Annotated in this window: 11 protein-coding genes; 4 read left to right on the forward strand and 7 right to left on the reverse strand. The window is 74.0% G+C overall.

Going from position 1 to position 12,693, the window contains the following annotated elements:
• Positions 1–10 precede the first annotated feature (10 nt).
• The 4 genes from WCD58_RS02615 (at position 11) to WCD58_RS02630 (ending at position 4,023) form a co-directional block, all read left to right on the forward strand.
• The gene (locus WCD58_RS02615) at positions 11–1,366 is read left to right on the forward strand and encodes an AI-2E family transporter (RefSeq protein WP_337699178.1); all 1,356 of its coding nucleotides are present in this window, start codon (positions 11–13) and stop codon (positions 1,364–1,366) included.
• 79 nt (positions 1,367–1,445) lie between these two features.
• Positions 1,446–1,922, forward strand: a complete 477-nt coding sequence (locus WCD58_RS02620) for a hypothetical protein (protein ID WP_337699180.1) — start codon at positions 1,446–1,448, stop codon at positions 1,920–1,922.
• Between the two features lie 63 nt (positions 1,923–1,985).
• Positions 1,986–2,825 carry a DUF4097 family beta strand repeat-containing protein gene (locus WCD58_RS02625; RefSeq protein WP_337699181.1) on the forward strand — a complete coding sequence of 280 codons (840 nt, stop codon included), beginning with the start codon at positions 1,986–1,988 and terminating at the stop codon, positions 2,823–2,825.
• Between the two features lie 4 nt (positions 2,826–2,829).
• Entirely contained in the window at positions 2,830–4,023 is a 1,194-nt protein-coding gene (locus WCD58_RS02630; RefSeq protein ID WP_337699183.1) for a cytochrome P450, read from the forward strand.
• Here WCD58_RS02630 and WCD58_RS02635 read toward each other — a convergent pair.
• The 7 genes from WCD58_RS02635 to ruvA form a co-directional block, all read right to left on the reverse strand.
• Positions 4,007–6,496: a RelA/SpoT family protein gene (locus tag WCD58_RS02635; protein ID WP_373696174.1), complete on the reverse strand. Its 2,490-nt coding sequence runs from the start codon at positions 6,494–6,496 to the stop codon at positions 4,007–4,009. The genes WCD58_RS02630 and WCD58_RS02635 overlap by 17 nt on opposite strands.
• Positions 6,497–6,704: 208 nt before the next feature.
• The gene (locus tag WCD58_RS02640; RefSeq protein WP_337699187.1) at positions 6,705–7,247 is read right to left on the reverse strand and encodes an adenine phosphoribosyltransferase; all 543 of its coding nucleotides are present in this window, start codon (positions 7,245–7,247) and stop codon (positions 6,705–6,707) included.
• Positions 7,244–8,605 (reverse strand): protein translocase subunit SecF, encoded by a 1,362-nt coding sequence (secF, locus tag WCD58_RS02645; RefSeq protein ID WP_373696175.1) that lies wholly within the window; start codon positions 8,603–8,605, stop codon positions 7,244–7,246. Before secF ends, WCD58_RS02640 begins: the two co-directional genes overlap by 4 nt.
• Positions 8,602–10,407: a protein translocase subunit SecD gene (secD, locus tag WCD58_RS02650; RefSeq protein WP_337699189.1), complete on the reverse strand. Its 1,806-nt coding sequence runs from the start codon at positions 10,405–10,407 to the stop codon at positions 8,602–8,604. The genes secF and secD overlap by 4 nt, the downstream gene beginning before the upstream one ends.
• A 104-nt stretch (positions 10,408–10,511) precedes the next feature.
• Positions 10,512–10,943 (reverse strand): preprotein translocase subunit YajC, encoded by a 432-nt coding sequence (gene yajC / locus WCD58_RS02655; protein ID WP_337699191.1) that lies wholly within the window; start codon positions 10,941–10,943, stop codon positions 10,512–10,514.
• Between the two features lie 69 nt (positions 10,944–11,012).
• Positions 11,013–12,077, reverse strand: coding sequence for a Holliday junction branch migration DNA helicase RuvB (gene ruvB, locus WCD58_RS02660; RefSeq protein WP_337699194.1), 1,065 nt, complete (start codon positions 12,075–12,077; stop codon positions 11,013–11,015).
• Positions 12,074–12,679, reverse strand: a complete 606-nt coding sequence (ruvA, locus tag WCD58_RS02665) for a Holliday junction branch migration protein RuvA (RefSeq protein WP_337699196.1) — start codon at positions 12,677–12,679, stop codon at positions 12,074–12,076. The genes ruvB and ruvA overlap by 4 nt, the downstream gene beginning before the upstream one ends.
• Positions 12,680–12,693 lie beyond the last annotated feature (14 nt).

Genomic DNA, 12,693 nt, shown 5'->3' on the forward strand with positions numbered 1-12,693 from the left:
CGGTGAGCCGATGAGCCTGCCGTCGCCGCCGCCGGACCCCGCCGGGGACCCGGACCCGGGGGGCCGGCGACGCAGCGACCCCGAGCTCGACACCCCGGGGCGGCCGGGCCCTCCGAAGGACATCGGCGACCTGCCCGGCGGCAAGGTCGTCGACCGCGGCCCCGAGGCCGTCATCCGGCCCGCCCGGCGGTGGGACGTGCCGGTCGGGCTGGAGATCGCCAGCGGCCTCGCCTGGAGGGTGCTGCTGCTCGCCGCGGCGGGCTACGCGGTGCTCTACGTGATGGGGATGCTCTCGGCGGTCCTCATCCCCGTGGTGCTCGCCGTCATCGCCGCGTCACTGCTCGCACCGGAGGCCCACGCCCTGTCGCGGCGCTGGCGCGCCGTCCCGCACGCGCTCGCGACCGCGCTCGTCCTCTTCGCCGGCATCGCCGTCGTCACCGCCGTGTTCTACGGCGTCGTGCTCGCGTTCATCTCGGGCCTGCCGGACCTCACCACGCAGCTCACGGCGAGCCTCACCGGCATCCAGGACTGGCTGCGCACCGGACCGCTCGGGCTCAACAACGAGCAGTTCACCGCGATCGGCAACCAGGCCATCGCCTACCTGCAGTCCAGCCAGGCCACCCTCGCGTCCAGCGCGATCGGCGCCGTCGGCACCGTCGGCGAGCTCTTCACCGAGATGCTGCTGACGCTGTTCACGCTGATCTTCTTCGTCTACGACGGCGGGCTCGTCTGGCGCTTCCTGCTCTCCGGCGTCCCGAAGGCCGCGCGCGACCGCACCGACATCGCGGGCCGCCGGGCGTTCGCGTCGCTGGTCGGCTACACGCGGGCGACGGTCCTCGTCGCGGCCGCCGACGCGGTCACGGCCGGCGTGGGGCTCTGGCTCATCGGGGTGCCGCTGGCCGTCCCGCTGGCCGCGCTGATCTTCTTCGGCGCCTTCGTCCCGACGCTCGGCGCGGTCGTCACCGGGGTCGTCGCCGTCCTCGTCGCCCTGGTCAGCGGCGGGCTGACCGACGCCCTGCTGGTCGTCCTGCTCCTCATCGCCGTGCAGAACATCGAGGGCTACATCCTCCAGCCCCTGCTGCTCGGCCGGTCGATCAAGCTGCACCCGCTGGCGGTCGTCCTGCCCATCGCCTGCGGCCTCGTCATCGCCGGCATCCCCGGCGCGCTGCTCGCGGTGCCCCTGGTGACGGTGCTCGACGCCGGCATCCGCTCCCTGGTGCGCCCCTCGGACGGACCCGGCCTCGACCCCGCGACGGTGAACCCGCTCGACCCGCGCTCCGCCCGCCCGGAGTGGCACGACGCCGCAGGCACCCGCCCCGGCCAGGGCCTCCTCGGACTCTTCCGGCGCCGCCGCCCGAGCTCCTGAGCCAGAGTGGCGCCACTGTAACGCCATGCTGGCACCATCGACTCTTGCGCATGGCGCCATCGTGCGCCACAGTGGTGCCATGCAGCTGAACGTCTACGTCGACCGGCTCCGCGAGGAGTTCGCGGCGGCCGCGGAGGCCGCCGGCGACGACGTGCGGGACGTCGCCGAACGCCTCGTCACGCCGCTCGACGCCGCCACGCGCCTCGTGCTGCTCGAGGCGCTGGCCGCCGCCACCGAGGAGATCACCCTCGACCTGGCGCCGGGCTCGGTGCACCTGCGGCTGCGCGGCCGCGACCCGGACTTCGTCGTCACGCAAGCGACGGAGACGACGCCGGCCCCCGCGGCACCGGCCGAGCCCGAGACCCACGACGGCCCCTCCGCCCGCGTCAACTTCCGCCCGCCCGAGAGCCTCAAGACCCGCATCGAGGAGGCCGCCTCCCGCGACGGCCTCTCGGTCAACACCTGGCTCGTCCGCGCGGCCACCGCCGCGCTCGGCACCCGCGCCGACGCCGCCCCCCGCCCGACCACGACCGGCCGCGCCGGCTGGTTCGGCTGACCGCACCCCACCTCCCACCCGCGAACCCACGGGGTCGACCGGACCCCGAGGAGGCGATGACCCGTGCCCACCTTCGACACGCCCACCCCCATCACCGCCACGATCGACCTCCCGATCGGCGAGGTGCGCATCGTCGCGACCGACCGCCCCGACACCACCGTCGAGGTCCACCACTCCCCCGCCGACAAGGCCGAGGCCGAGGCCGTCGCCATCGAGATGATCGGGGACGAGCTCCGCGTCCAGGGCCGCCGGCTGGGCCTGCGCGCCCTGCGGTTCGGCACGCCGGGCAGGTCCCTCGAGGTCGAGATCGGCCTGCCGACCGGATCCGCGGTGAGCGTCCGCACCACGTACGGCGGCATCCAGGTCGACGGCCGCCTCGCCGGCTGCCGCGCCCGGGCCACCTACGGCGACGTGCGCCTCGAGAACGCGGCCGCCGCCGACCTCGCGACCAGCTACGGCCAGGTGCGCGTCACCGGCACGGTCACCGGCGACGCCACCGTCGACGCCGAGCACGGCGACGTGCGCGTCCACCGGGTGGAGGGCGACGCGGCCCTGTCCACCAAGCACGGTTCGGTGCACCTCGACGACGGCGGCGGCACGGTCCGGCTGACGGGCGTGCACGGCGAGCTCGAGGTCGAGACCGCCGCCGGGGACGTCGAGGCCCGCAGCGCCTACGGCGGCGTGCGCCTGCACCGGGTCGTACGCGGCGAGGTGTCCCTGACCAGCACGTACGGCCGGCTCGAGGTCGGCGTCGACCCCGCCAGCGCGGTGTGGCTGGACGCCGACACCCGCGGCACCGTCCGCAACGCGCTCGAGGCCCGCCCGGGCCCCGAGGGCTTCGCCGAGACCGTCGCCATCCACGCCCGCTCCCGCGACGGCGACGTCGTCGTCCGGCGCGCCTGAGCCGATGCCGCTCGCCACCGCCCGCGACGCGGGCCCCTTCGACCCGCCGTCCCCGGTCCGCCGGCTGCGCGACACCCGGCCGGTGAGCCCCATGGTCTTCCCCGACGGCCACACCGGCTGGGTCGTCACCGGGTACGACGCCGCGCGGCGGCTCCTCGCCGACGTCCGGTTCAGCTCGCGGCTCGACCTCGACGTCCTCCACATGCCCTACGAGACCCCCGGCATGCCGGCCGCGACCGAACCGTCACCGCCGGTGCCGGGCCTGTTCATCGCCACGGACCCGCCGGACCACACCCGGCTGCGGCGCAAGCTCACCGGCGCCTTCACGGTCCGGCGCATGAAGCAGCTCGAGGAGCACATCGTCGACGTCGCCGAGCGGGCGCTCGACGCGATGGCGCGCCTGACCCCGCCCGTCGACCTCGTCCGGGAGTTCGCCCTGCCGGTGCCCTCGCTGGTGATCTGCGAGCTGCTCGGCGTCCCCTACGCCGACCGGGCTGACTTCCAGGCGCACGCCGCGCAGTTCCTCGTCAAGGACCAGACGCTCGAGGAGAAGGGGGCCGCCTACGGGGCCCTCACCGGCTACCTGGCCGACCTGGTCACGCGCAAGCGCGCCGCCCCCGGCGACGACATCCTCTCCGACCTGGCGCGCGACGGGGACCTCACCGTCGAGGAGCTGACCGGGTGCGCGTTCCTGCTGCTGCTCGCGGGCCACGAGACCACCGCCAACCTGCTCGCGCTGGGCACGTTCGCGCTCCTCGAGCACCCCGAGCAGATGGCCGCCCTGCGCGCCGAGCCCGACCTGATGCCGGGCGCGGTCGAGGAGCTCCTGCGCTACCTGTCCGTCGCCGACGTCTTCTTCCGGTACGCCGGAGAGGACCTCGAGCTCGGCGGCGAGACCGTCCCGCGCGGATCGACCGTGGTCGTCTCGCTCCTGGCCGCGAACCGCGACCCGGCGCGCTTCGAGCACCCGGACACCCTCGACGTCCGCCGCGCGGCCCGCGGTCACCTGTCCTTCGGGCACGGTGTGCACGCGTGCCTCGGCCAGCAGCTGGCGCGCGTGGAGATGCGCGCCGGCCTCGAGGCGCTCCTGCGCCGCTTCCCGACGCTCACGCTGGCCGTCCCGGCCGCCGAGGTGCCGCTACGGACCGACATGACGATCTACGGCGTGCACCGGCTGCCGGTCAGCTGGCCGACGTGACCCGGTAGACGTCGTAGACGCCCTCGACGTTGCGGACCGCCTTGAGCACGTGCCCGAGGTGCTTCGGGTCGCCCATCTCGAAGGAGAACCGGCTGACCGCGACGCGGTCGCGGGACGTGGTCACCGACGCGGAGAGGATGTTGACCTTCTCGTCGGCGAGGACCTTGGTGATGTCGGAGAGCAGGCGGTGCCGGTCGAGCGCCTCGGCCTGGATCGCCACGAGGAACAGCGCGCTCGACGACGACGCCCAGTGCACGTTGACCAGGCGTTCCGGCTCGCTGCGCAGCTCGTCGGCGTTGGTGCAGTCGGTGCGGTGCACGCTGACCCCGCCGCCGCGGGTGATGAAGCCCAGGATCCCGTCGCCGGGCACCGGGGTGCAGCAGCGGGCGAGCTTGATCCACACGTCGGACGAGCCGCCGTCGCCGGCCCCCTCGTCCATGTCGTCGAGCACCACGCCGACGTCGCCCGTGCCGCGGCGGCGCTGCACCGTCGAGGGCGTCGCGCGGTCGGCGAGCTCCTCCTCGTTCTGCTCGACGCCGCCGAGCAGCGCGACCAGGCGCTGCACGACGTGCCGGGACGACACGTGGTGCTCGCCGACCGCGGCGTAGAGCGCGGAGACGTCCTGGTAGCGCAGCTCGTGGGCCAGCGCCGACATCGAGTCGGCGGAGACGAGGCGCTGCAAGGGCAGGCCGGTGCGGCGCGCCTCGCGGGTGATCGCCTCCTTGCCGGCCTCGATCGCCTCCTCGCGCCGCTCCTTGGCGAACCACTGCTTGATCTTCTGCTTGGCCCGCGGCGACGCGACGAACGACAGCCAGTCGCGCGACGGCCCGGCGCCCTCGGCCTTCGAGGTGAAGATCTCGACGACCTCGCCGTTCTCGAGCTCGCGCTCGAGCGCGACGAGCCGGCCGTTGACGCGGCTGCCGATGCACTTGTTGCCGACCTCGGTGTGCACGGCGTAGGCGAGGTCCACCGGCGTCGAGCCGCTGGGCAGGGTGATCACGTCGCCCTTCGGCGTGAACACGAAGATCTCGCGCGTGGCGAGGTCGTAGCGCAGCGACTCGAGGAACTCGCCGGGGTCCGCCGCCTCGCGCTGCCAGTCGAGCAGCTGGCGCATCCACGCCATCTCGTCGAGCTCGAGGGTGCCGTCGCCGCCCGAGCCACCCGAGTTCTTGGGCCCGCCCTTGGTGATCTCCTTGTACCGCCAGTGGGCGGCGATGCCGTACTCGGCGGTGCGGTGCATCTCGTGGGTGCGGATCTGCACCTCGAGCGGTTGCCCGTCCGGCCCGATCACGGTGGTGTGCAGCGACTGGTACACCCCGAACCGCGGCTGGGCGATGTAGTCCTTGAACCGCCCCGGCATCGGCTGCCAGAGGGCGTGCACCATGCCCATCGCGGCGTAGCAGTCGCGGACGTCCTCGACCAGCACCCGCACGCCCACCAGGTCGTGGATGTCGTCGAAGTCCTTACCCTTGACGATCATCTTCTGGTAGATCGAGTAGTAGTGCTTCGGGCGGCCGAGCACCTCGGCCTTCACCCGCGCCTCGGTGAGCTGGCCGGACACCTCGTCGATCACCGTGCGCAGGTAGGTGTCGCGGCTGGGCGCGCGGTCGGCGACCAGGCGGACGATCTCGTCGTAGCGCTTGGGGTGCAGGATCGCGAACGCGAGGTCCTCGAGCTCCCACTTCACCGTCGACATCCCGAGGCGGTGGGCCAGCGGGGCCAGCACCTCGAGCGTCTCGCGGGCCTTCTTGGCCTGCTTCTCCGGCTTCAGGAAGCGCATCGTGCGCATGTTGTGCAGCCGGTCGGCCAGCTTGATGACGAGCACGCGCGGGTCGCGCGCCATCGCGACGACCATCTTGCGGATCGTCTCGGCCTCGGCGGCCGCGCCGAGCTGGACCTTGTCGAGCTTGGTGACGCCGTCGACGAGGTGGGCGACCTCGGCCCCGAAGTCGCCCGACAGCTTGTCCAGCGAGTAGGCGGTGTCCTCGACGGTGTCGTGCAGCAGCGCGGCGACCAGCGTCGTCGTGTCCATCCCCAGCTCGCCGAGGATCGTCGCCACGGCCAGCGGGTGGGTGATGTACGGGTCGCCGCTCTTGCGCATCTGCCCGTCGTGGAAGCGCTCGGCGGTGTCGTAGGCCCGCTGCAGCGTGCCCATGTCCGCCGACGGGTGCAGCTCGCGGTGGACCGCGGCCAGCGGCTCGAGCACCGGCTTGACCCCGCCGGAGCGCTGGGCGGTGATGCGCCGGGCGATCCGCGCGCGGACCCGGCGCGTCGCCGACGGCGGGCGGGTGGAGCTGACCGGCGGCGCGGGCGAGAGGCCGGCGGCGTCGAGGACCGCGTCCTCGTGCGGGGTGTCCGCTCCCGCGCCCTGATCAGGGGCGATCGGCGTGCCCGCGGCGTCGACGTCCTGGCTCACGCGTCGTCCCCTTCCCTCCGGGCGGGAGCGCGGTGGAGCCCGGTGCCCGGAATCCATCCAGCGTATCCCCGCCGTGGCGGTGTGTCCGGACGGTCGCTCGCCGATCGGGTCATCGGTCGCCCTCGATCGGTGCGCGTGGAGAGATCCCCGCCCGGCGCGGCCGGGGTGGCCGGGCGGGCGCGACGGGCGGTCGGCCCGCGCAGGGTCAGCGGGTGGGTCAGCGGGTGTGTCGGCGGACGAGTCAGCGGGTGTGTCGGCGGACGAGTCAGCGGGTGAGCAGGGCGTGCACGGGGCGGCCGTCGAGGCGCTCGCGACCCCCGAGGGCCGGCAGCTCGAGCACCACCGACACCGCGGCCACCCGGGCCCCGGCGCCCTCGACCAGCGCGCACGCCGCGGCCGCGGTGCCCCCGGTGGCGAGGACGTCGTCGACGAGCAGCGCCCGCTCGCCGGGACGCAGCACGTCGGCGGGCAGCTCGAGCGTCGCCGAGCCGTACTCGAGGTCGTACGACTCGCTCGCCGCGACGATCGGCAGCTTGCCCTTCTTGCGGACCGCGACGACGCCGAGGCCGAGCGAGTGCGCCACCGCGGCGCCGAGCAGGAAGCCCCGCGCCTCGATGCCCACGACGATCTCGGGCGCCGGGCCGTCGTGCTCGGCGAGCAGGCGCGTGGTGGCCGCGAGGCCGGCGCCGTCGGCGAGCAGGGCGCTGAGGTCCCAGAACCGGATCCCCGGGGTCGGGAAGTCCGGGACGTCGCGCAGGAGCCCGGCGACCACGTCGAGGTCCGTGGTCGCGTTGCCGGAAGCGCTCACTTGCGCCGCTTGCCCGAGGGCCGGCCGGTCTTGCCCGCCGGGCGCGCGCCCGGCCGCGGTGCCGCGGTCCGGCTCTCCCCGCGCCCGGCGCCCGCCGCGGCGACCTCGCGGGTGTCGAGGACGTCGGTGGACGGGCCGGTGACGTCGCCGGCGGCCTCGGCGGCCTCGGCGGAACCCGCGGCCTTGCGCGCCGCCTTCGCCCGCCGCGCCCGGACCTTCTCGGCCTGCGCGATCCAGCGCTTGTCGCGCATGGCGAGGTCCACGACGATCGGCGTCGCGAGCAGCACGGACGACGCCGCGCCGACGATCGTGCCGACCAGCTGAACGAGCGCGAGGTCGCCGAGCACGCCGACGCCGAGCAGCACCACGCCGATGATGAACAGCCCGATCAGCGGGAGCGCCGCGATCAGCGAGGTGTTCAGCGAGCGCATCAGCGTCTGGTTGACCGCGAGGTTCGCGGCCTCGGCGTAGGTGCGGCGCGTCAGGCCGAGCAGGCCGCGGGTGTTCTCGCGGACCTTGTCGAACACGACGACCGTGTCGTAGAGCGAGAACCCGAGGATCGTCAGCAGGCCGATGACGGTCGCCGGCGACACCTCGAAGCCCACCAGGGAGTACACGCCGGCGGTGATGATGATGTCGTTCGCCAGCGCGATGAGCGCCGCGAACGCCATCCGTCTCTCGAAGTAGAACGAGAGATAGATGGTCACGAGCACCAGGAACACGGCGAGCGCGACCAGCGCCTGCTGCGTGATCTCCCCGCCCCAGCTCGCGCTGACGGCACTGTCGGAGATCGCGTTGACGTCGGGCGCACCGCTGGTCCCGATGGGCTGGAACTGCGTGAACAGCGCCTGGCGCAGCGCGAGGACCTGGCCGATGTCCAGGCTCTCCGACCGGATGATGATCGTCGCCGTGGCGCCCTGGCCCGCGCTCTGCACCGACGTCGCCGGGAAGCCGAGCGTCTGGGTGTAGGCGTCCTGGACCTGCCCGGTCTGGATCACGCCGTTCGCGCCGTTCGCCGGCATCTGGACGCTGGTGCCGCCCTCGAAGTCGATGCCGAAGTTGAAGCCCCGGATGACCATCGACAGGATGCAGATCACCAGCACGGCGCCGAAGACCGCGTACCAGGTCTTCCCGCGCCCGACGATGTCGAGCCCGCCGTTGCCGCGGTAGAGCATGTCGAGGCGGCTGGGCTTCTTGCCCGGGCGGGCCGGCGCCTCGTCCCGGTCCTCGGCGTCGTCGAGGTCCTCCTCGGCGTCGAGGACCTCCTCGTCCTGCTCGTCGAGCCGGTCGTCGGCCATCTCGCCGGTCTGTTCCTCGACGCGGCGGCGCCCGCCGGGCCGTCCGGTGGAGCGGGTCATCGGTCACCTCCGCGTCCCGCGCGGGTGCGCGACGCGCCGGCACCGTTCCCGCCGCCGCGCGGGCCGGACCCGGACCCCGCACGCGGCCGGGTGGTGCCGCGCGCGCCCGGCCGGGGCCCCGAGGTCCCGGGCCGCGGCGCGTTGTGCACCACCTGGCCGAGCCCGGACCAGGCGGGGCTGGCGAAGAGCTTCGAGTTCGAGGCGAGGGCGAGCAGCGGGTGCGTCACGAGGAAGACCACGATGAGGTCGAGGACGGTGGACATGCCCAGGGTGAAGGCGAAGCCCTTGACCTGGCCGACGGCGAGCACGTAGAGCACCACGGCCGCGAGGAAGCTCACGGCGTCGCCGGAGAGGATCGTGCGCCGGGCGCGGACCCATCCCCGCGGTACCGCCGAGCGGAAACTCCGCCCGTCGCGCACCTCGTCCTTGATCCGTTCGAAGAAGATCACGAACGAGTCGGCGGTGATGCCGATCGCCACGATGAACCCGGCGACGCCGGCGAGGTCGAGGGTGAAGCCGATGGTGCGCCCGAGCAGCACGAGCACCGCGTAGACCACGGCCCCGGACAGGATCAGCGACAGGATCGTCAGGACGCCGAGCGCGCGGTAGTAGAAGAGCGAGTAGACGAACACCAGCGCCAGGCCGACGACGCCGGCGATGAGCCCGGCCTGCAGGGACGCGTAGCCCAGCGTCGCCGAGACCGTCTGCGCCTCCGAGGTGTCGAACGACAGCGGCAGCGAGCCGTAGCGCAGCACGTTCGCGAAGTCGGTGGCCGAGCCCTGGTTGAACTGGCCGGAGATCATCGCGTTGCCGTCGAGCAGCGGCTGCTGGATCCGCAGCGCCGAGACCACCTGCGTGTCGAGCACCACCGCGTTCGAGTTGTTGACGTTCGCGCTCGTGTAGTCGGCCCACGTCGTCGCGGGCTGGCCGCCCTTGAACGCGAGGTTGATGACCCAGCCGACGCCCTGCGGGTTCGGGTTCGGCGTCGCGCTCGCGACGTCGGTGCCCGAGAGGATCGACGGCCCGAGCAGGTACTTCTCGGTGCCCTCGCGGTTGCAGGCGATCAGCGGCCTGGCCGGGTCGTCGTAGCCGCGCAGCGGGTCCTCCACGGCGCAGTTCAGCGCGAGCGCCGCCTGCTCCTGGACCGCCGGGTCCTCGCTCTGACGGGTCGCCTTGGCCTCGGCAATGGCCTGGGCCTGGCGCGGGTCCTGCGACTCGGCGCCACCGCCCGGCGGCGGGGTCGGCGGCGGTGCCGGTTGGGCCGGTTGGGCCGGCGCGGCGATCGGTGCGCTCTGTCCGCCCGGGGTCTGGCCGGGGGTGCCGGCGCCGCTGGCCCCGCCCTGCTCGGCCGTCCCGCCGGGCGGCGCCCCCGGCTGGGCCGGCTGACCGGGCTGGCCCGGCTGTCCCGGCTGGGGCCCCGCCGGGATCGGGCCGCCGAGCACCGGGCGGAAGTAGAGCCGCGCCGTCTGCCCCAGCGACCGAGCCTGGTCGCCCTCCTGGCCGGGCACCGTGATGACCAGGTTGCTGCCGTCCTGGACCACCTCGGCGCCGCTGACGCCCAGCCCGTTGACGCGCTGCTCGATGATCGTGCGCGCGAGGTTGAGCTGGTCGGGCGTCGGCGCCGCACCGGTCTCGGTGCGGGCCGTCAGCGTGACGCGCGTGCCGCCCTGCAGGTCGATGCCGAGCTTCGGCGTCGGCGACCCGTCCCCGGTGAAGAACACCAGCCCGTAGAGCGCGGCCACGATCACCAGGAAGGCGGCGAGGTAGCGCCCGGGCCGGAAGCGGACGGTCGGAGGGGCCACGCTGCGTTGCTCCAGGGAGAGGGGGTGCGGTCAGCCGGGGTGGGGCTCGTCGCGAGGGTAGGCGGCGGGCCCGGCGCGCCCGGCGCCGCCCCACCCGCTCCCGGTCAGGAGGAGCGCGGCGAGGACACGTTGTCCGTCGTGTCCACCTTGCTGTCCGCGGCGTCCTTCGTGTCGGCCTTCGGCGTGCCGTCGGCCGCCTCGACGGCCGGCGTCGACTCGGTCGGCACCGCGGACTCGAGGACGGTGTCGTCCACGTCGTCGGCGTGCTCGTCGGCCGTGTCCGCGACCAGCTTCTCGCGCACCGCGGCGCGCAGCCACGTCGTGACGACGTCGGGCGCGATCTCGAGGTCGATGGTGCGCTCGTCGTCGACGTCGACGACCGTGCCGCTGATCCCGGAGGTCATGACGACCACGTCGCCGACGGCGATGCTGTTCTGCAGGTCCTTCTGCTGGTTCTCCTGCTTCTTGCGCTGACGGCTGGACATGAACACCAGCCCGATCATGAACAGGATGAGCAGGGGGAAGATCAGGTCCATCGTTCTCCGTTCACCGGGCGGGCGCGTCGGTCTCCGCACCCCGCACTGTCCGATTCCGAGTCTGCCAGCTCAGCCGAACAGGGTCCCCTGGCCCCGGTCCTCGTCCGGCCGGTCGGCGGGGGGCTCCTGCCCCAGATGGCGCCACGCCAGGGGTGTCGCGACACGCCCACGTGGCGTACGGGCCAGCATCCCGGCCCGCACCAGGTACGGCTCGCACACCTCCTCGACCGTGCCGGGCTCCTCGCCGACGGCCACCGCCAGCGTCGACACGCCCACCGGGCCGCCGCCGAACGAGCGCACCAGCGCGGCGAGCACGGCCCGGTCGAGACGGTCGAGCCCGAGCTCGTCGACGTCGTAGACCTCGAGCGCCGCGCGGGCGACCTCGCGGGTGACCGCGCCGTCGGCCCGGACCTCCGCGTAGTCGCGCACCCGGCGCAGCAGGCGGTTGGCGATGCGCGGGGTGCCCCGCGAGCGGCCCGCGATCTCGCGCCCGCCGTCGGGGCGCAGGTCGACGTCGAGGATCTTCGCGCTGCGGGCGACCACGAACTCGAGCTCGGACGGCTCGTAGAACTCCATGTGGCCGGTGAAGCCGAAGCGGTCGCGCAGCGGGCCGGTCAGGGCGCCGGCCCGCGTCGTGGCGCCCACCAGCGTGAACGGCGCGACGTCCAGCGGGATCGACGTCGCGCCCGGCCCCTTGCCGACCACCACGTCGACCCGGAAGTCCTCCATCGCGAGGTAGAGCATCTCCTCGGCGGGCCGGGCCATGCGGTGGATCTCGTCGATGAACAGCACGTCGCCCTCGAGGAGGTTCGACAGCATCGCCGCGAGGTCGCCCGCGCGCTCCAGCGCCGGCCCCGAGGTGATGCGCACGGCGCTGCCGAGCTCGGTGCCGATGATCATGGCGAGACTCGTCTTGCCCAGCCCCGGCGGGCCGGAGAGCAGCACGTGGTCGGGCGGGCTGCCGCGGCGCAGCGCGCCCTGGAGCACGAGGTCGAGCTGCTCGCGCACGCGGGGCTGGCCGATGAACTCCGACAGCCGGTCCGGGCGCAGGCGGTTCTCGAGGTCGGACTCGCCGTCCTCGGGTGTCGCGTCGAGGGCGCGCTGGAGGCTGCCCTCCAGGTCGTTCTCACTCATCGCGACGGCCCGAGACGCGTGAGCGCCGCGCGCAGGACCCCGGAGGAGTCGGACGGGCCACCGGCGCCGAGCACCTCGTCGACGGCCTTCTCGGCGGGCTTCGCGGCGAAGCCGAGGCCGACGAGCGCCTCGACGACCTGGTCGCGCAGCGTCCCCGCGGCGACCGGCGAGGCCGGGGCGTCGCCGGTGTCGGCCGCGCTCGGCGGGGCGACCTTGTCGCGCAGCTCGATGATCAGCCGCTCGGCGCCCTTGCGCCCGATGCCCGGCACGCTGGTGAGCGTCGTGATGTTGCCGTCGGCGAGCGCGTGGCTCAGCGCCGCCGGGTCGAGCACCGCGAGCGCGGCGAGCGCGAGCCGCGGCCCCACCCCCGACACGGTCTGCAGCAGCAGGAACAGCTCGCGCTCGGCGGCGTCGGCGAACCCGTAGAGCGTCAGCGAGTCCTCACGGACCACGAGCGCCGTGTCGAGCCGTGCGGGCTGGCCCCGGCGCAGGCGCGCGAGCGTCGACGGCGTGGCCTGCACGGCCAGCCCGACCCCGCCGACCTCGACGACCGCGTGGTCGAGCCCGACCGCGAGGACCTCCCCGCGCACCGACGAGATCACGGCAGGACCCTCCC

The organism is Actinomycetospora flava, assembly GCF_037400335.1.
Classification (GTDB): domain Bacteria; phylum Actinomycetota; class Actinomycetes; order Mycobacteriales; family Pseudonocardiaceae; genus Actinomycetospora; species Actinomycetospora flava.

Excerpts from the sequence above, each read along its gene's own strand:
- WCD58_RS02615 (WP_337699178.1), top strand. The coding sequence starts at position 11 with ATGAGCCTGCCGTCGCCGCCGCCGGACCCCGCCGGGGACCCGGACCCG.
- WCD58_RS02620 (WP_337699180.1), top strand. The coding sequence starts at position 1,446 with ATGCAGCTGAACGTCTACGTCGACCGGCTCCGCGAGGAGTTCGCGGCG.
- WCD58_RS02630 (WP_337699183.1), top strand. The coding sequence starts at position 2,830 with ATGCCGCTCGCCACCGCCCGCGACGCGGGCCCCTTCGACCCGCCGTCC.
- WCD58_RS02635 (WP_373696174.1), bottom strand. The coding sequence starts at position 6,496 with ATGGATTCCGGGCACCGGGCTCCACCGCGCTCCCGCCCGGAGGGAAGG.
- secF (WP_373696175.1), bottom strand. The coding sequence starts at position 8,605 with ATGACCCGCTCCACCGGACGGCCCGGCGGGCGCCGCCGCGTCGAGGAA.
- yajC (WP_337699191.1), bottom strand. The coding sequence starts at position 10,943 with ATGGACCTGATCTTCCCCCTGCTCATCCTGTTCATGATCGGGCTGGTG.
- ruvB (WP_337699194.1), bottom strand. The coding sequence starts at position 12,077 with ATGAGTGAGAACGACCTGGAGGGCAGCCTCCAGCGCGCCCTCGACGCG.